The following is a 20,079-nucleotide window of genomic DNA, read 5'->3' on the forward strand; positions in this document are numbered from 1 at the left end:
ATAAAAGGGGTGCTCTTTTTGGTGATTGGAAGGAATACTTGGGAACAAAACTTAGCTAAAATCAATTCCGTAGAAAACGTAGATAAAAAAATTAAAATGATAATAGAATGTTTCCTATCGACCTTTTCAATAGAAGAAACAATGCTTTTCCGATATTCTCCCATTGATCATTTAGCGGAAGGTATTGTCTGTGCTAATACAAATGAATTTAAATGTATTTCATCCATTCGTGATGATGTAACCACGATTCCAGCCATTTTTGAGGCAATCCAAAAGAAAAGTGCGCAATATTTTGAAAGCAATGATTTTCATTTAAATATCCCAAGAAAATATATTATCGCTGAAAACCAAAATTCACTCTTGGTTGTGCCGATTACTTTTAATCATGTAGTTGTTGGATACTTTTTGGGTACCCATTTCCATAAAAACTTTGACCCTCAATTATTAATGGAAGCAAATTTATTTAGTAGTCAAGTAGGAGAAATGTTATTTAATCATCCATGCTATGTAGAAAACAATGAAATCAAACTATCCAAAAGAGAATTTGAGGTCATGAAATGCGTTGCGTTTGGTTATAGTTCAAAACAAATCGCCCACCTATTAGAAATTAGTGAAACGACCATTAAACAATATATTAAAAGTGTCATGTCAAAAACAAATACGTCAAATCGAACACATGCAGTGGCATTTTTATTCCAAAAGAGGATTTTGACTTAGACAAATAGATTTTAATGAACGAACAATTCTCATATCCATTTTTGAAAATAAGGTCTTTGGTGCGCCAATTTCTTATATATTTAAAGTTAATGAGCCAAGCGAAGTACTGAAACCGTTTGTATTCGGTTTTTCATCTCTGATACTATCATAAAGTAAAATTCCAGAACCTGGAGATCTACCTATCACATAATATTGGAGCCAATTCCACCTCAGCCCCTTCAAAGGGCTGAGGCTGAAACAGTTAGAGAGGGCAAGTTTAGTTATTATAATGGAGAAGGTGCAGCAGGTTCAGACGGAGAAAACCTATATTTTATGATTGTGCAGTCGGATTTAACTATCGATATCTTTAAAAAGGGACGACTACCTATTCCGCTAGTCTAAATCTGTTACCCTATTTCAATGAGATTATTGTGTGTTATTAGCCGATACGTTTAATGATTCATATCTTAAATGTTTGAATTAAACATTGCTCACCATCAATTAATTCTTGTTTTTCAGTAATGTTAATGTTTAATTCAATATATAAATTTCTCCAAAATGAAACAGCACGTTTATTTTCAATAACTTGTATCACAAAATATTGTCCTTGTTTCGCTTCAAATAATTTTGCTGCTACTCCTTTCCCCTTGTACTTATTAATTATAAAAAAATCATTTATCCCTAAATCATTCTCCTCAGTCAAAAACGGCCGTTCCAATAGTAAGATAAAACCTATAATACTCTCCTCCAATTTAATAAAATACGGTGAAATTCCATCAATGTACCAGAATTTATCCAGGCTTTCATATTTGAAAGAACCGTCTATTCCAAGGTCAATCATTGAAGAGAACTTTGAAAGATCATGTAGATACAATGAGTAAAGGTTTCTTAAAATAGTTTTTTCTGATTCTAAAATTGGCACTAAAGAAATTGGCATTTTGTAAAAACTCCTTCCCTATTTCTATTATTTTTGTACTCATGAAAGTAAATCAATAAAAGCAGCCCAACAAATAATTACAATTACGATTCTATTTATAATTTTGATAAAGTCTCATTATTTATTAATGAGATTCCTTCAACGTCACATCGTATTTTATAAAAGTCTAAAATTAATGGATGAGTGTCCTCGATGCTAAAGTTCAATTTTTTTATCCTTCTTTTACCTAGCCTTCTATCCAGCATTGCATATGCCCGTATTATTATAATTTCGGAATTTAATGCTTCATCAATGGTCAAAGAACTATATTTCATAAAAGATCGATAAAAATGATAACTGTTAAAAATATTTTGGTTTATCATCCATTTTTCTACATTATCAGATGCTGTTAATAATTCTTTTCGTTCAGGAGAATTGAACATTACATACCAATTTTCGTTGAATGGAATGTCTTTTAGGTTTTCTTCCTTTTTTATCTTACGATACAATTCTTCGTGTTTTTTTTCATAAATAATATCAGATGCACTTATAATTTCTTTGTTATCAAATGAAATCCAGACTCTGCTTGGACTATCATGAAATTTCCGATATACAGTTGCGTATATTTTGATTCTTCCTTGTAACTTATCACTGAGAAAACTTTCAAGTAATGATTTAGTCTTACTCCATTGCATATCAGTCAATCCTTTCTTCAGGTAATCAAGAATCCGCTTCAATGACAGGTGAATTAACGGTACCTCGGACATCAATTAAAAATACTTGATAATGTTTCGTGAATGAAGAAGCAAACCAATTACCATTTTTATAAAAAGCCATGGAATAATGCGTTATACAAGTGGCTGACCGCTTCCCTTTACAAAATATCCAAAAGTCCCACTAGGTGTTTCAATTAATTTTTGTTCCCACATCATTGACACATCCTCTTGCTCTTGTTTCAGATTGTAATATTCTAACAAACTCATTATACACTTTTGGAATTTTTTATAGGAGAATTCCCAGAGCTTCGTATATTAACAATTTATAATAGAATATTAGTCAACAATCTGACCCTTAATAGAAAAAGACCCTTTCCTTATTCAAGGAAAGGGTCAGATTGTTGAAGTGGTTTTTCTAAATCTCCAAAATTTATTCTAGGGAATTGATTTTGCGTCTAAGTTCTGTTTCCTCTAATTTCAACATAGAATTGCCATGATGCATCTTCTTTTATAGGAGGTAAATGTTTGTCTGAACCATTTGAATTCAGGATTACTGCTGACGAAATTCCTGAACCGATTCGGGAAGACGGAGCCGGTGCGACTGATCCTGGGCCACGTGATATTTTACGCGCATTAGAAAATCCAAATATGCTTGTACCACCTGAAACAGATGCGGGAACGGTGCCGAATCTACGCTTTTCTTTTTCCGATACACATATGACTTTAAAATATGGTGGCTGGTCGAGACAAATTTCGATGCGTGAGCTGCCAGTTGCGACAACGATTGCTGGCGTTAATATGCGTTTAACTCCTGGCGGTGTAAGAGAGTTACATTGGCATAAAGAGGTGGAATTTTGTTTTATGACCGTAGGAAGAGCAAGAATTACCGCGGTCGATCAGAATGGAAAAAACTTTATTGTCGATGTAGGAGTGGGTGATTTATGGTATTTTCCTCCAGGAATTCCCCATTCCATTCAAGGACTTGAAGAGGGCTGTGAATTTTTATTAATGTTTGACAATGGTATGTTTTCAGATTTAGATACGTTCACAATTTCCGACTGGTTTGCCCATACCCCTAAAGAGGTTCTATCGTCCAATTTTGGGGTACCTGAGAGTGCCTTCCGAAATATTCCTAGGCAGGAAAAATATATTTATCAAGGAGAGGTTCCAGGACCTATTGAAGAAGTTGCAATTCCAGATCCGTTCGGTACAAGAAATTTTACACATAGTTTGCTTAGTCAGGAGCCAATTCTTTCACCAGGAGGATCAGTTCGTATTGCAGATTCAACAAATTTCCCAGTTGCACAGGATATGTCAATTGCACTTGTTGAAATTCTACCAGGAGCTATGAGGGAATTACACTGGCATCCAAATAATGATGAATTCCAATATTTCTTGTCTGGTCAAGGCCGGATGACAGCATACGCCGCTAACGGGGTTGCTCGAACTTTTGATGTGAGGGCAGGAGATGTAGGCTACATCCCTTTTTGTTATGGACATTATATTCAGAACACAGGCAATGAAACCCTATGGTATATAGAAGTATTTAAAAGTCCCAACTATGCGGATATTTCATTAACACAATGGATGGCGCTGGTCCCTAAACAAATCGTTAGTAGCAACTTAAATGTAGGACCAGAATTAATGGACTCGTTACGTAAAGAGAAATGGGCTGTTGTTAAATTCCCAGGGTATACTTATCAAGATACTGAATAGCCAAATAAAATACGTGAAAGAAAAATTTTTTACCTCTAATTTATTTAGCTGTAAATGGATATTCAATTTATACAAATAACTGATCTGTCGAGACATTGCTAAAAGCCTATAAGCATTGGTATATCAATGTTTGTAGGCTCTTTTTTTATTGAATGGCACAACTTATTTCTAAAAAATTGCATCTGAACAAGCTTTTTTCAAATTCTTATAATATTTCCTCTGTTCTATCTAACCATTCGTTTACTAAAGAACTAAATAGTTGAGGCTGTTCAATTTGTAAATTATGGCCTGCAATATCTAATATTGCAAATGACCCTCTTGGATAATAATCCATTATGTTAATTGCATCTTTGTAACCAACAGAAGAATCTTGTTTTCCTAAAAGAAATAAACTGGGTCTGTTAAAAATAGTCCGATTAACATTAAATGAAAATTCGTATTTGTTCTTAATCTTTGCCAAAAACTGTGCATCTGCAAGCTTACACCCAGCTAAAATCTCTTTGTTATAACGTATCCAATTATATTCATCCAGTACAACTTGATTGCTGCTAAAGTCGACTAATTCTACTTTCGACAATTTTTTGATAAATTCATCATCTCTTCTTAATATTCTATGTTTCTCAATCGTTCTAACGTCTTGCTGAGGAATGATAACAGGGCAAATAAATGCCGCTCCAATTATTCGTTCCTTTTGCATTCTAATAAGTCCACTTGCTAAATAGCCACCATAAGATTCTCCTACAATTATGTATTCTTGATTTGGAAGTACAGCTTCGATAAAATCAGTAAGCGTATTTAACATATCATCAGAGCTACTTATATCGTTATAATTCTTTGTTAACCCCATTCCAGGTAGGTCAATATAAATCCTTCGCCATCCTTCTCTTAAAGTAAATATTGGCTCCATACAACCACTCATTAGTCTGTGATCAGGTGTAAATCCGTGTATCATTAAAATAGGTTTACCTTCACCTATATCTTCATAATAAATCTCTGCCTGACGAACTTTACAATACGGCACTGCTTCCCCCTCTTTCCTCTATCTTTGACCCATACTGCATTTGAATATATCCATTTTTTTAGACTGTTATCTTTTTTATTATAGTAACTAAAAATGCAAGAATAAATACGATAAGACTATTTATTTGTAAGTAACCGGCAAGATTCAAACCGTAAAATATCGCAAAGGCATCCTTAATAATAAATAAAAATAGTGCTATTCCTAATCCACCAAATAAAATACACCTGCTAGTAGTAGCTACTGATTAATCAAATTGTCATTATGCCTTCTTGCACCATCCCTGATTTACTCATAATATTTCCAGAAGCAGGATTATCTGTTTTATGTGCTGCATAAATTTCATGTATGTTCATGTACCATTATAACAAATTGAATAACATACCTCACAGTTACCAGTTGAATTGTCAAAATCATACAAATCGATTTCTCCAATTAGTTCATCACTTGCTTTCAATTCGATTCCCCAATAACAAAACTCCCTCGTTTTATATTACACCATTTATTACCAAATATTTATAAATAGCTCTCAATAATATGAAGATCCTTTAATAAAAAAAATAAAAGAGCACCGAAGGAAATATTTTTTCAAACGGTGCTTCAGTTTTCTTTAATAGATTGTGCTATCTTACTTCTTTTTTTATGCATTTTACTCAACAAATGCTCCGACTTATGTATTATATAAATCTCGAAATTAACTCGTCTGTTTATGAGCATCTTCAAATTCACGGCTCAAAATTTCTTTAACATCCAATGGCTTGAAAGACGGAACTTCCTTGCAACTTTTAGTCAGCTCTTTATGGATGGCTAATAGCACTTCTTCATTCGCTACGATGCCAAATAAGCTCTCTCGCTTAATCTCACCTGTTGTATAGATTGATAGGTCATCATAAACTACGAAATCGATGTAGCGAACAATATTGAGGAAGCTGCCCCCATGTGTTATACCAATTCGTAATGGATCCTTTAAAGAAATGATTTTATTTTTAAAACCAAACTGGATGCCCCCAGCTGGAATATAAATGATTTTGTTTTTATCTGTTTCTACGATTTTTTCAACTTTTAAAAATTCAAGTTTCATCTTTACTCCCCCTATATTACATCTTACATATACCCTATTTTCACAATTACTAAATATGGTCAGCCATAAAGTTTTCAATTTATGCTCGTTTTTGCCCTATAAACATCACTCAAGGAGAATATAGATAATAAAAAATACAAATAATAGGTAAAAATGAAGAAGTTGATCTTTTATCTATTAATTCAGTATAAAATATACAATTTTGTAAAAGCTTATCTAAAGATGGAATGTTCGTAAGAAGCAAATTTGTAGCTACCGAAAAAGAATAAAAGGAGAGATTGCGATTCGAGCGAAGAGTGACGTATAGTGAAACGTTTGTTTGATATTAAACGGATGTTGTTGGTCATTATGGTATTAAATCTCATTGATGGCATTTGTACAGCTTGGGGACTCAGCAACGAATGGATTGAAGAAGCAAATCCCCTGTTGAGTTCACTTTCGCCCTTAATGATTCTCGGTACAAAAGTTATCTTATCTGGGTTAATTTGGTTGTTATGGAAGTCAAATTTCCCTACAAGGTTAACAAATGTTTGGCGTATAGTCCTTTCTTTCGTTATGTTCTTATATAGCGGAATATTCGTTCTACACATTACCTGGATAACAATGTTGTTGTAAAAAAGCAGAATTGGTTCTGCTTTTTTATTTTGGCTAGCCATAATAAGACCTCCTATCCCTTTCTTCTTAATCGCCAATTCCACTTGATTTGTTATAACAAAAACATAATGGAAATACCCAGTATCCTATTTACAAATTTCGACAATTCCAAAAAATAACTTCATTATAAAAAAGCGAAATTTTAACTAAAACCTAAACACTAGTGAAATATATACAGATAGCTCACGAGACTTTATTCCCCCTCAAATTTATCGATAAATTAGTCGGAAATAACATTTTGATTACTTTATTTTTTAAATGTTTAAACCACTAATTCTCTATCTTAATTAAAATACTGAACATTCCAACAAATTAATCGATGAATATTTGTCACCTTTTCCTACTTAAGAATAATACTTAACTATTAGTTAAGTGAACAAAAAGTCCCTCTTACAACCTAAAATAAAAAATTAACCTTTAGACCTATTGTCCTTTTTATAGGTTAAACTAATCCTTTTTCGAAATGGGAGATATGATTTATTATTTTTACGAAATCTCAGTAATCAGCTAAACCTTACTATTACCGATTACCATAATTGTCCAACTATGTCTCATTGCCCTCTTTCCCCTTAAAAAAATAGTCAATTAACTTCAAAAAATTTTTCATCTAAAATTTTCGACATAATACGATAAACAAACTTTTTTCGATAATCTAACATAGTACTTACATCTAGAGAATTTAAATTCACAAATTAGTAATTTCTACCCTAAAAAGCATAAAGAAAGGAGGAAAGGTTGTTCTTAAAGTACAACCTACAGCTTCAAATTACTATTAGAGGTACAAAGTGAATTAAAAATCGAAGGAGGAATACAAATGAGGAAGAAAAAAAATTCTAAAAAAGCACTTAGTATTTTTGCTACTGCAGCGATGACATTTTCTTTATTGACTCCAGGTGTTGCTAGCGCACAAACAACTTCCAATCAACTCTATGAATCATTTAGAGATTCGAGTTCGAGCGGTACTTTTAGTTCTGCACGCGAAAAATTGAATAAACGCTTACTTGAAAATTTCAAAGAGGAGAACAAAGTAACGTTCTTAGTCAAATTTAAAGATAAGGCGAATTCTACCGTAGTTGCTAAGGCTGCTCGCCAAAAGGCGGATGAATCAAACTTATCTGCTCTAAATGCAAAGTTGATTCAACGTTCTGCTGTTGTCTCTGAATTAAAGGCGACTTCTATTGAATCTCAACAATCAGTAATGCAATTCCTTGATCAAGAAGCGGCTAGTGGCAATGCAACAGATATTACATCCTTTTATATCGTAAATGCAATTGCTGTTACAGCAACTCAGGAAGTGGCAGAAAAAATCGCTACATTCGAAGAAGTGGAGAAAATTTTACCTAATGAAACACGTCAGCTCTTTACAACCAAAACTGAAAATGCTGTAACCCCAAATGCAGAAGTTGCAAACGTTGAGTGGAATATTGAACGGGTCAATGCACCTGAAGTTTGGGAAATGGGCATAGATGGTTCAGGTACAGTAGTTGCAAGTATTGATACGGGCGTTCAATGGGATCATCCAGCTTTAAAAGAAAAATACCGCGGCTATAACAAAGCCACTGGAGAAGTTTCTCATGATTATAGCTGGTATGATTCGACTTCTGCAGGAAGAGCTACTCCATATGACGACGTAGACCATGGGACACATGTTACTGGTACAATGGTCGGTAGTGAACAAAATGGCTCAAATCAAATTGGAGTTGCACCAGGGGCGAAATATATTGCTGTTAAAGCTTTCACTGCAAGCGGTGGAACAGATGCCGATCTATTAGAGGCAGCTCAATGGATTTTAGCACCTACAGATGCTAACGGAAACCCGCGCGTTGATATGGCGCCAGATGTCGTGAATAACTCTTGGGGCGGTGGGGCTGGATTAGACGAATGGTACCGTGATGTTGTTATTAACTGGCGTGCAGCAGAAATCTTCCCCGAATTCTCTGCAGGTAATACAACGTTCACAAATCCAGGTGGAGCTGGATCTGTTGCTGCACCAGCCAACTATCCGGAATCATTTGCTACAGGCGCAACGGACATTAATAACTTAGTTGGTAATTTCTCTCTACGTGGTCCTTCCCCTTATGCTGAAACTAAACCAGACATTTCTGCTCCTGGTGTTAACATTCGTTCATCTGTTCCGGGTGGAGGTTATGAAGGTGGTTGGAATGGTACATCGATGGCCGGTCCTGCTGTATCAGGTGTGGCTGCCCTCTTACGTCAAGTGAATGCAAATTTAACAGTAGATGAAATGGAACAGATTCTTCTAGACACTGCCAATCCATTAACAGATAGTCAATACCCTACTACACCTAACCATGGATATGGTTATGGATTAGTGGACGCATATGAAGCTGTTTCTTCAATTATTTCAGGATTAGGTACACTTGAAGGTCAAGTCACAAAAGCAGGAACTGATACTGAAGCACCTCAATTCGATCATACAGCCCCACATGAAACTTATGCTGGGATGGATTTAAATTTAACTGTTGCAGTAAGTGATAATATTAGTGTTTCCTCAGTATTACTTAACTACAAAGATGAAAATAATACGTGGCAACAAATCCCGGCTGGACGTAAATCGGGCGATCATAAAGCTGGTGAATTCGCTGTTGTTATACCGGGCGAATTAATTTCTGGTAATTCATTTATGTACAAATGGACAATTAATGACTTTGGTAACAATGAAGTAAATAGTGATGAATACGTTGTAGAAGTAAAACCAGGGATCACTGTTGGTTATTCTGAAAACTTTGAAACTCAACCGATTGGCTGGTACTCATTTGGTACGAATGATAGCTGGGACTGGGGTGTACCAACATCTGGTCCAGGAAATGCTGCCTCAGGTGAAAAGGTGTATGCAACAAACTTATCTGGCACATATGCAAACAGCATGAACGCGACACTTGTTGCACCTCCAATTGACCTGCCTGAAGGAAACTCATATTTACAATTTAAACATTGGCATAACTTCGAACAAGCTAGTTCTGGTAGAGCGTATGATTATGGACATTTATTCGTGTCAACAGACCAAGAAAACTGGACACAATTATTAATGGTTCAAGGTATATCAAATAGTTGGTTAGACGCAGAGGTTGATTTATCAGACTATGCTGGACAACGTATCTATATTAGTTTCAATGCATTTTCAGATTCTAGTGTACAACGAGATGGCTGGTATATTGATGATGTGGCATTAGCTAGCGTATCTCAAACTGGTAAAGTTTCTAAAGGTAAAAACAATAATAATGGCAACGGAAATGGTAAAGGAAATGACAACGGCAATAAAGGTAATACCAATGGCAACAACGGTAATAATGGCAATAAAGGTAACGGGAAAGAAAAAGATGCATTAAAAGAAGCTGTAGATCCAAAGACAATTAAACCTGATGTACTTTCAAAAGATAAGGCACCTGAGATTGAAGTAATCAACAATCCAACACTTCTTCCATTAGGCGCACAAGTCAGTGTAATAGAGTCAGGACGCTCGGTTTACTCAAGCCCTGCAGACGGTTCATACAAACTGACACATGGTACGGGCACATTTAATGTAAAAGCAGAGGCTTACGGTTTCACATCAGAAGTACAATCAGTCACAATCGAGGCTGATAGCACTTCTACTGCGAATTTCACATTAGATGAAATTGAACAAAATACAATAAGCGGTACAATTACTGACGAATCAACTGGAGAAGCGATTGAAGGTGCAACAGTTATTCTAGTTGAAGACGCAAATATCGCTCCTGTACAAACAGATGCTAACGGTAACTTTGCCCTTACAGCATATGTAGGTTCGTACACACTTAAAGTAATTGCTCGCGGATACCATGGAAAAGAAATCCCTGTTTCTCTTACAGGTGAATTATCACCTCTAAGCATTTCTCTTGAACCTTTCTACACATATCCAGGTGGAGAAATTGGCTATGATGATGGCACTCCTGAAAATGCGCGCGCATTCAATGCGGCTGGAAATGCATGGGCAGTAAAAATGTCTCTTCCTGAAGGTAAAGAAAACGGTATTGTAACAGATGGTGTATTCCGTTTTTGGACAACTGAATGGCCTAACCCAGGTGGAACTGCCTTTGCAGTTGAAGTTTGGGATGCTACCGGTGCAGACGGTACGCCAGGTAAACAATTAGCTGGTCCGATTAATGCAACGGCTCTTCGAAATGGTGAATGGACAGTAGTAGACCTTACAGAACATAATATTGTTGTCAATGATGACTTCTATATGGTTTACCGCCAAACAGTTGCAAACCCGAACACTCCAGGTCTTGCAACGGATGAAGATGGCAAAAATGCAGCAAGAAGCTATCAGCATGTATCAGGTGCATGGTCTACAGCTCCTGCAAGCGAAGGAAACTATATGATTCGCGCACGCGTTAGCTATGAAGTAGTTGGCCCAGTAATCACTTCTCCAGTGACAAATTCGATTACAAATGAGCCTGAAACAACAATTACTGGAACAGCCTCTCCAACAACAACTATTGAGTTAAAACAAAATGGCGAAGTAGTTACATCATCAGTAGTTAGAGACGATGGCAAATTTGAAATTAAAGCAAACCTAGTTGAAGGCGTTAATGAATTTTCAGTTCTTTCAAAATTAGATGGTCGTGTAACAGGTGAATCAACTCCGGTTCTAGTGACTTTGGATACGGTAGCTCCTGAACTAACAATCGACAAACCATCTAATGGTGAAAAAGTAAATCGTGAAACAGTAACTGTAGAAGGTTTAATTACTGATGAAAATATTGACACAGTAACTGTTAATGGCTTTAACGCAAAGATTAGTAATGGAAAATATTCGCACCGTATTATTCTAGATAATGGAGCGAATGAAATCACAGTAGTAGCTACAGACAAAGCTGGCAACAGTGTTTCTAAGACAGTTACTGTAACTGCTGATTTCGATGCACCAATAATTTCAAACTTAAAACCAGCTACAGACATTACAATTACAACGGGTAAGACAGTTAAAATTGAGTTTGATAGTGAGCCAGGATTAAAACCTACTTTTGTGATCCATATGCCATTAACAAACGTAGTTCAAAATGCAACTGAATTACCAATGATGGAACAAGGAAATGGTCATTATGTGGGCTATTGGACAGTTCCTGCTGATACTGTTGCAAACGGTGCAGTGATTGAAGTAATTGCAATCGATGGTTTCAATAACGAAACTCGTCAAAAAGCTGCAGGTAAATTATATATTAATTTACCAGTAATTACAGAAGGAGCTGGCGATGCAGCAGCTGAGGAACAATCTTCTAAAGAAGAATTAACAGAAACACCGAATTTAAAAGATGCAGACTTAACAGTGACACCTTAATAAAAAATGAAAATATCCCAAATTTAAACCATTAAAGCTACACCCCGAAAGTTAGAATAAAAACTAACTTTCGGGGTGTTTTTTTTTGACAAAATATTTACAATGGTTAATAAGAGACTAAAGCATTTCTTCAGTTTAATATTCTTTTGTGGCTATATTTATAATCCTATAGTTGAGAATAATAGATTAGCGCATAATAAAACACATACATTTACAATAAATCCTGTACCCGCAAGCAGATAGAGCCAGGAAGCTTACTCCCCTACAAGACCGTCCTTATCGGCATCGTGCATATAGGGATATAACCAATGATCACTCGTTATCGGCATACTGAAACCTGCTGCTTTTGCTTCTTTAATCGTCACTTGTCCATTCCCATTTGTATCAACACTGGAAATATCACCTTTTGTGTTTGAATTCGTTGGTTTGGAAGGTTCATTACCTGTTAAACCGAGTGATTTGTTTACTTCATCAGGGTTCACATTGTCAAATTTATCAACAATCTTTTTCCCCTTTAAAGTATATTGTACATCTAAATTTATCGGGATAAAAACATAATAGTGTATATTACCTTTACTTGTACATATTTTCCCCCAAATTATATGGGGAAAAATAAGTGGAATTTGTAGCATTTAATAAAGTTTGATTAAAAATAAGTTGCAAAACGCTGATTTTATAAAGAAAGAAACAACTGTTTTGAAACAAAGTTTTAATCAAAACAGTTGGTTCTTTACTTATCTATTTTGGTTCTTATAAAAGAATTTGATTATTTCGATATGCGATTATTCAATTAAAGCGCATGCCATTATAAGGTTATCATCAGCAATATTACCAAACATCGCTTTGGGAATCTTATATTGGAAAATAATATACGTTATTGGGAATTGGAAGAGTCCAATTCTTTTTTTATTATTTCATTCAAACATTCACTTGAATAATAAAGAAAAAGGAGTACACTATAATCAAATGGATATTTGAATAAGAAGGAGTAATATTAATGAGTAAAAAAGATACGTGTGAAATTTATTGTTATGACGAGGAAAAAGTCAATCGAATACAAGGTGAATTAGAAAAAGAAGACCTTTCTAGTGTTGCCCAATTGTTTAAAGCACTTGCAGATGAAAATAGAGCAAAAATTTCCTTTGCTTTATGCCAAGATGATGAGTTATGTGTTTGTGATGTTGCCAATATTATTGGTTCTTCTGTTGCAACAGCTTCTCATCACCTTCGAACTCTTCATAAGCAAGGGATTGTAAAGTATCGAAAAGATGGCAAATTAGCCTTTTATTCACTCGATGATGACCATATCAAGCAATTGTTTACCCTTGCATTAGCACATAAGAAAGAGGTGAAGGTCAATGTCTGAGCAACAAGGCAAACTAACAGAAGAAGAAATGAAAACCTATCGTGTACAAGGGTTTACTTGTACAAATTGTGCAGCTATTTTTGAAAGTAACGTTAAAGGTTTGCCAGGTGTTGAGGATGCAAAGGTTAATTTTGGTGCATCTAAAGTGTATGTGAAAGGCGATGCAACAATTGAGGAACTAGAAAAAGCAGGCGCATTTGAGAATTTAAAGATTCGGGATGAAAAAGAACAAAAAGTGGAACGTGAACCATTCTGGAAGCAAAAAGAAAATATTAAGGTTTATATTTCAGTCGTTTTGCTTGTGATTAGTTGGTTTTTAGGGGAGCAATATGGAGAAGAACATATCCTTCCAACAATCGGTTATGCAGCATCTATTTTAATTGGTGGATATTCACTATTCATTAAAGGGTTTAAAAATCTAAGCAGATTAAAGTTCGATATGAATACGCTCATGACGATTGCTATTTTAGGAGCTGCTGTGATTGGTGAATGGGGCGAAGGGGCAATGGTTGTCATTCTGTTCGCTATTAGTGAAGCATTAGAGCGTTATTCAATGGATAAGGCTCGTCAATCTATTGAATCATTAATGGATATTGCTCCAAAAGAAGCGTTAATTCGCCGTGGAACTGAAGAAATGATGGTTCATGTTGAAGATATTCAAGTTAACGACATTATGATCGTAAAACCTGGTCAAAAATTAGCAATGGACGGAATCGTTATCAAGGGAACTTCCACGTTAAATCAGGCTGCAATTACGGGAGAAAGTGTTCCAGTAACTAAAACAATAAATGATGAGGTTTTTGCGGGAACCTTAAACGAAGAAGGCTTGCTTGAAGTAAAAGTAACAAAACGAGTTGAAGATACGACGCTTTCGAAAATTATTCATCTTGTAGAAGAAGCACAGGCAGAACGGGCACCTTCCCAGGCGTTTGTCGATAAATTTGCGAAATACTATACACCTGCAATTGTCATTTTGGCTGCTTTAATTGCAGTTCTTCCACCACTGTTTGGTGGAGATTGGAGTGAATGGATCTATCAAGGATTAGCAATATTAGTGGTTGGTTGTCCTTGTGCATTGGTTGTTTCAACGCCAGTTGCCATTGTGACGGCAATTGGGAATGCTGCTAAAAAGGGTGTTTTAATCAAAGGTGGCATCCATCTAGAAGAAACTGGACACTTAAAAGCGATTGCGTTTGATAAAACAGGAACTCTTACGAAAGGTGTTCCTGCTGTAACAGATATCGTAACATTTGACGGGAACGAAAATGAATTATTGACAATAACAGCAGCCATCGAAAATGGTTCCCAACATCCATTAGCTTCAGCGATTATGAAAAAAGCTGAAGAAAAAGGGTTAAACTTTAAAGGTATCGTGGTTGAAGAGTTCCAATCTATTACAGGAAAAGGCGTTAAAGCCCAAGTAAATAATGAAATGTACTATGTAGGAAGTCCGAATTTGTTTGAAGAAACCCTTCGAAATGGTATTGAAACATCCATTACAGAAAATATTACTCGTATGCAAACTCAAGGTAAAACTGTAATGGTTTTGGGAACAGAAAAAGAAATTCTTTCGTTGATTGCCGTTGCAGATGAAATGAGAGAATCCTCAAAAGAAGTCATCAGTAAACTGAATCATATGGGAGTAGAAACAGTAATACTTACTGGTGATAATCAACGAACAGCAGAAGCCATTGGAAAACAGGTTGGTGTATCAGATATTAAAGCCGATTTATTGCCAGAGGATAAATTAAACTTTATTAAAAAACTTCGTGAAAAGCATCAGAGTGTGGCTATGGTTGGAGATGGTGTCAACGATGCCCCAGCACTTGCAGCATCTTCAGTTGGTGTGGCTATGGGTGGTGCTGGAACGGATACAGCGTTAGAAACTGCTGATATCGCATTAATGTCTGATGACCTAAGCAAATTACCATATACAATTAAATTAAGCCGTAAAGCTTTAGTCATTATCAAGCAAAATATTACCTTCTCCTTAGCAATTAAATTAGTAGCGTTACTGTTAGTTATGCCTGGTTGGTTAACGCTATGGATTGCAATATTTGCTGATATGGGCGCAACACTGCTTGTAACGTTAAACAGTTTAAGATTATTGAGAGTTAAAGAATAAAAATTAAGTTCAAAAAGGGTTTATAACGTATACAAATTAAACCTAAATAACGTTCCTCAAATGAAAGTTTGGAGATATACGAAAAATCGGTAAACGTTGTTGTTCCAGCGTTAACCGATTTTTTATTGGAACATTGTTTATACGAGATTTTATGCATATCAATGAAACATTTTTAGAGTAGCTTTTATACCTGCTGGGCAGGATCTTTAATTTGCATAAAAACTTGTATAGCCATTCTTTTATCGTTATAAATCTACACCTTTTCTAATCCCCTTCCCCTTAGAGAAAAAATGTTGCTCCACAATATGGCCCTATAATTGAATAAAGCACTTTTCTTATTCTGAAGTGACCCCAAAAAGTTAGACATTATTAAGTTAAGCAGCTTGGAAGGATTGAATTCGGTATTGTACCGGACTCAATCCTTTTAATTTTCCTTTAATACGTTTGTGATTGTAATATTCAATATACAATTCAAGTTCAAGCTTGAAGTGATTCATACTTTCAAATTCTTGCATATATAAGAGTTCCGATTTTAATAGGCCAAAAAAGTTTTCAATTACTGCATTATCTAAACAGTTCCCCTTACGAGACATACTTTGGGTAATGTCATTTTGTTTTAAGGCATTAGAGTATTCTTTCATTTGATAATGCCAACCTTGATCCGAGTGTAAGATAGGGGCATCTCCTTCGGATAAGCAAAATAAAGCTTTATCTAACATTATCGATACAAGTTTATATGTAGGTCGGCTTTGAATATTATAAGCAATGATTTCACCATTAAATAAATCTAGTACTGGGGAGAGGTATAACTTTTCACCAAATAAATGAAATTCAGTTATGTCCGTTACCCACTTTTCATTTGGTTTTGTCGCAATGAATTTACGACTAAGAATGTTTGGCGCAATTTTACCTACATTACCTTTATAAGAACGGTATTTTTTAATACGTACAAGCGATTTTAAACCCATTTCCTTCATAAGTCTTTGAACAGTTTTATGATTAATTAGGAAGCCTTGATTGCGTAATTCTAACGTTATACGACGATAACCATACCGTCCCTTGTGGTCGTGATATATAGTTGAAATCACCGATTTCATATTCTCATATTTATCAGGTTGGTCAAAGCGACTTGTCCAATAATAATAAGTGCTACGCTTAATGCCGGCTAACTTTATTAAATCTTTTATACTAAATTGATCCCTTAGTTCAAATACTACTTGTGCCAAGTCTTTCGTTTTAATTTTTCCTTCTCTTGAACTAAGGAATTCAACTTTTTTAAAAATGCATTCTCCATACGTAGCTGTTCATTCTCTGCTCGTAATGCCTCTAATGAACCCTCTTTAAAGTTTTGATTTTTACCTTTTTTTGAGTTGTCTTTTTTCAACTGTTTATGCCCCTTTTCCTTAAGAAATAGGGTATCCACACTCACATTTTTGAGACTAATTCGCCATTTTCTTATTGTACCTGGAGTAGGCAAATTAAAATGTACTGCAGTCTCTATATCAGACAACCTATTCTCGTTCATATAATTGAGTATATATAGTTTATCTTCAATAGAATAACGTGTATAGCTCTTTTTCAAGGATTCTGGTCCATGAAGATTATATTTGCCAATCCAGAAATGTATCAATTCAGTATTAGTGAAATTGAGTGACCTAGCAATTGAAGTAATGCCTTCATCACCTTTTTCAACACGAAAAATCGTATCCAATTTTTGTTCAAAAGTAATCCTTGTCATATAAAAAGCACCTCCAAATGATAGATTTGTGTCTAACATTTGGGGTGCAGTTCAATTCAAGAAAAGCGCCCGATTGTTGAATATCAAAAAATGTTTAAACAATTAATCTTTAGTAGCGTATTATTTAAACCAGCCTCTTCTCTTAAACCAGATAAACATTGATATTCCCGTTATCCCCATAAGTCCAAGCGTAAGAAAATAACCATATTTCCACGTTAATTCAGGCATATTTTCATAGTTCATCCCATAAATCCCTGCAATAAATGTTAAAGGAGCAAAAATGGAAGTTATAATTGTCAGAATTTTCATTACTCTGTTTGTTTGATGTGAATTCAAGGAGAGATAGCTGTCTCTTATATCAGCTGTTAATTCTCTATCTGACATAATTGTGTCTGATAGTTTTAAAAGATGGTCATAAATATCAGAAAAATATTCTCTTCTTTCACTTATTTTAATTAAATGATGGGAATTTAACATACGGTAGAGTAAATCCCGCATCGGATTAACTGTATGCATTAGATTTAATAACATGTATCTTGTGTCGAATAGTTCAGTCATTAGGAAGTTCATCGATTTATGATTTATGTTATTTTCAATTTTGTCTAAATCATCTTCAATTTTATATATTATTGGAAAGTAATTATCTACAATTTTGTCCAAAGTTCGATAAAATACATAAAAGGGGTCCCATTTTTCAATGTTCTTTTGCAACACCCTTTCCCATATCTCATCAACTTCCTTTGATGGCTTAAGATGGAATGTGACAATGAAATTTACTCCAACAAAAAAATTTAATTCTTCTTTTATAATTTTTTTTTCTTCTTCTCGAACTATATGTGTAACAAAAAAAGTATAGTCATCGTAATAATCTAATTTTGGACGTTGAAGTCTATGTATACAGTCCTCAATAGCAAGCGGATGAAATCTAAAAGTATCTGCTAAATGTCTTATTTCTTCATCAGTTGGTTGATTAAAATCCACCCAAAACCATTTATAATTAGAAAAATTAATATTGCTTATAGAAATTTCCGTTTTCAAATTATTCTCATCCGTAATTCCAATGAAGTTAATCACTGTATTAACACCTTCTTAATAGTTATTTAAATATCATTCATTTCTTTTAAACTCAATTGTATTATTACTAAAATAAATTCAATAAAATAAAGTGTTAATCCTTTTTGGACTAACACTTTCATCAATGATTTTAGTTTAAAAAAACCTTTTTTTCCAAAATATCACTGCAGTCAAGCTTGATAAAATGAAAGAGATAATGAGTGCGATAAAAAAGGAATATGGGTATTGTTGAAATGGAATTGAAACGTTCATACCGTAAAAACTCGCAACCATTGTTGGTAAAGACAAAATAATAGTAATTGATGTTAAGAACTTCATAACGATATTTACATTATTTGAAATAATAGATGCAAAAGCATCCATCATTCCACTTAATATTGAAGTATGTGTTTCAGCCATTTCAATTGCTTGCTGATTTTCTATAATGACATCCTCTAACAATTCCTGATCATCTTCATACATTTTTAAGTAATTGCTTTTCAACATTTTTTGCATTACAATATTATTTGATTTTAATGAAGTTGTAAAATACACTAGACTTTTTTCTAAATTTAGTAATGAAAAAAGCTCTTTGTTTTTCATGGATTGATGTAGTTCTTTTTCAATTGCATCTGTTTTTTTGCTGATTTGTTTTAAATATTTTAGATATGAAGTTGCCATTGAATAGAGGATCTGGAATGAAAATCTTGTTCTTTTATAAGTGAAAAAATTCTTAACTTTATTATCTGAATAATTATGAAAAATCGGATTGTCTTTTAAGCAAACAGTGACAAAGCAATTTTTGGCTATAATCATTCCCAATGGTATCGTGTCATAGATAGGTATTTCATTTTCATCCTTTGACACCAAGGGAACATTCACAATAATTAGAATGTTGTCACCGTCTTTTTCAATTCTTGAACGTTCTTCTTCATCCAACGGATCTTTTAAAAATTCTAAAGGTACTTCCAATTCACTAGAAATATCAATAATTTCTTGCTCGTTTGGTGCTATTAAATTAACCCAACACCCATTTTGAATTTTTGTTATTTCTTGAAGAACTCCTTGCTTATTGGATAAGTAAATCTTTAACATTGGTAAAACCTCCTCATTGTTCAGGAAGTCAAAAATCTATACCATTCAAAGTTGAATTTTTAACAGTTTTCAAAATTCTACAGAATAGTTCATTTATGTCTTCCTTTTTACCAGAATCCGGTTCTGGTTCGTTACAATTATGACTACTCATAAAAATTCAACTCCTTATCCTAAATAAGTTATATCCTCACATATTCTACTTTGTAAGTGTATAATTGTAAACAAAATATGAACCTGCAACGTTAAGGAAACATTTTTACAACTTTTCAAAGTTTAACCTAGATAGATATTTAGGTGTTGTTCAACAATAGGGCCCTTAAATGCAAAAAGAGCCTTTCCTTATTCAAGGAAAGCGCCCGATCGTAATATGAGGTTAGCCAGATTTTTCTGGTTGACCTTTTTTGTCTAGGTCTTATTATAACGGTAGTCGGGGTAGAACGTAGCGCCCGTGGGACTTGATCCCGTCCGCAAAACTGTTCACCCCCTACTTGTATAAACATGTTTCGAGCTGGTTGGGACAAGGATCCCGTTTAACAAGCGAACCTATGACATTACAAGCAGCTTTAGGGGTTACCGACTAAT

13 protein-coding genes and 1 pseudogene are annotated in these 20,079 nt (G+C 34.5%); 5 read left to right on the top strand and 9 right to left on the bottom strand.

Going from position 1 to position 20,079, the window contains the following annotated elements; genetic code table 11:
- The first annotated feature begins 21 nt into the window (after positions 1-21).
- Positions 22-717, top strand: coding sequence for a response regulator transcription factor (locus MHH44_RS11805; protein ID WP_340799512.1), 696 nt, complete (start codon positions 22-24; stop codon positions 715-717).
- A 439-nt stretch (positions 718-1,156) separates the two neighbouring features.
- Here MHH44_RS11805 and MHH44_RS11810 read toward each other — a convergent pair whose 3' ends face one another.
- Both MHH44_RS11810 and MHH44_RS11815 read right to left on the bottom strand, forming a co-directional pair.
- Positions 1,157-1,633 (bottom strand): GNAT family N-acetyltransferase, encoded by a 477-nt coding sequence (locus tag MHH44_RS11810; RefSeq protein WP_340798674.1) that lies wholly within the window; start codon positions 1,631-1,633, stop codon positions 1,157-1,159.
- A 95-nt stretch (positions 1,634-1,728) separates the two neighbouring features.
- Entirely contained in the window at positions 1,729-2,307 is a 579-nt protein-coding gene (locus MHH44_RS11815; RefSeq protein WP_340798675.1) for an SF0329 family protein, read from the bottom strand.
- A 546-nt stretch (positions 2,308-2,853) separates the two neighbouring features.
- Here MHH44_RS11815 and MHH44_RS11820 point away from each other — a divergent pair.
- The gene (locus MHH44_RS11820; RefSeq protein WP_340798677.1) at positions 2,854-4,044 is read left to right on the top strand and encodes an oxalate decarboxylase family bicupin; all 1,191 of its coding nucleotides are present in this window, start codon (positions 2,854-2,856) and stop codon (positions 4,042-4,044) included.
- Between the two features lie 205 nt (positions 4,045-4,249).
- On the opposite strand, the gene MHH44_RS11825 is transcribed toward MHH44_RS11820, so the two are convergent.
- From MHH44_RS11825 to MHH44_RS11835, 3 genes are all read right to left on the bottom strand, one after another.
- Complete coding sequence (locus MHH44_RS11825; protein ID WP_340798678.1) at positions 4,250-5,065, bottom strand: alpha/beta fold hydrolase; 816 nt, start codon at positions 5,063-5,065, stop codon at positions 4,250-4,252.
- A gap of 691 nt (positions 5,066-5,756) precedes the next feature.
- Complete coding sequence (locus tag MHH44_RS11830) at positions 5,757-6,143, bottom strand: molecular chaperone (RefSeq protein ID WP_340798679.1); 387 nt, start codon at positions 6,141-6,143, stop codon at positions 5,757-5,759.
- 212 nt (positions 6,144-6,355) lie between these two features.
- Entirely contained in the window at positions 6,356-6,799 is a 444-nt protein-coding gene (locus MHH44_RS11835; RefSeq protein WP_008403951.1) for a hypothetical protein, read from the bottom strand.
- 812 nt (positions 6,800-7,611) lie between these two features.
- Here MHH44_RS11835 and MHH44_RS11840 point away from each other — a divergent pair.
- Entirely contained in the window at positions 7,612-12,120 is a 4,509-nt protein-coding gene (locus MHH44_RS11840) for a S8 family serine peptidase (protein WP_340798680.1), read from the top strand.
- Positions 12,121-12,374: 254 nt separating this feature from the next.
- Here MHH44_RS11840 and MHH44_RS11845 read toward each other — a convergent pair.
- A pseudogene (locus MHH44_RS11845) lies at positions 12,375-12,647 on the bottom strand (DNA/RNA non-specific endonuclease); the annotation flags it as partial.
- Positions 12,648-13,117: 470 nt separating this feature from the next.
- Between MHH44_RS11845 and MHH44_RS11850 the strand changes: the two are divergent.
- Positions 13,118-13,486: an ArsR/SmtB family transcription factor gene (locus tag MHH44_RS11850; protein ID WP_340798681.1), complete on the top strand. Its 369-nt coding sequence runs from the start codon at positions 13,118-13,120 to the stop codon at positions 13,484-13,486.
- Positions 13,479-15,611, top strand: coding sequence for a heavy metal translocating P-type ATPase (locus MHH44_RS11855; protein ID WP_340798682.1), 2,133 nt, complete (start codon positions 13,479-13,481; stop codon positions 15,609-15,611). The genes MHH44_RS11850 and MHH44_RS11855 overlap by 8 nt, the downstream gene beginning before the upstream one ends.
- Before the next feature lie 374 nt (positions 15,612-15,985).
- Here MHH44_RS11855 and MHH44_RS11860 read toward each other — a convergent pair.
- The 3 genes from MHH44_RS11860 to MHH44_RS11870 all read right to left on the bottom strand — a co-directional run bounded on the left by MHH44_RS11860 (position 15,986) and on the right by MHH44_RS11870 (position 19,497).
- A protein-coding gene (locus tag MHH44_RS11860; RefSeq protein ID WP_340798550.1) for an IS3 family transposase occupies positions 15,986-17,349 on the bottom strand; the annotation gives its coding sequence in 2 pieces (ribosomal slippage) (positions 15,986-16,890 and positions 16,890-17,349; 1,365 coding nt in all).
- Between the two features lie 120 nt (positions 17,350-17,469).
- The gene (corA, locus tag MHH44_RS11865) at positions 17,470-18,423 is read right to left on the bottom strand and encodes a magnesium/cobalt transporter CorA (RefSeq protein WP_340798683.1); all 954 of its coding nucleotides are present in this window, start codon (positions 18,421-18,423) and stop codon (positions 17,470-17,472) included.
- A gap of 135 nt (positions 18,424-18,558) precedes the next feature.
- Positions 18,559-19,497, bottom strand: coding sequence for a magnesium transporter CorA family protein (locus MHH44_RS11870; RefSeq protein WP_340798684.1), 939 nt, complete (start codon positions 19,495-19,497; stop codon positions 18,559-18,561).
- Between the last annotated feature and the right edge of the window lie 582 nt (positions 19,498-20,079).

The sequence above is a fragment of the Solibacillus sp. FSL K6-1126 genome, assembly GCF_038003445.1.
GTDB lineage: Bacteria > Bacillota > Bacilli > Bacillales_A > Planococcaceae > Solibacillus > Solibacillus silvestris.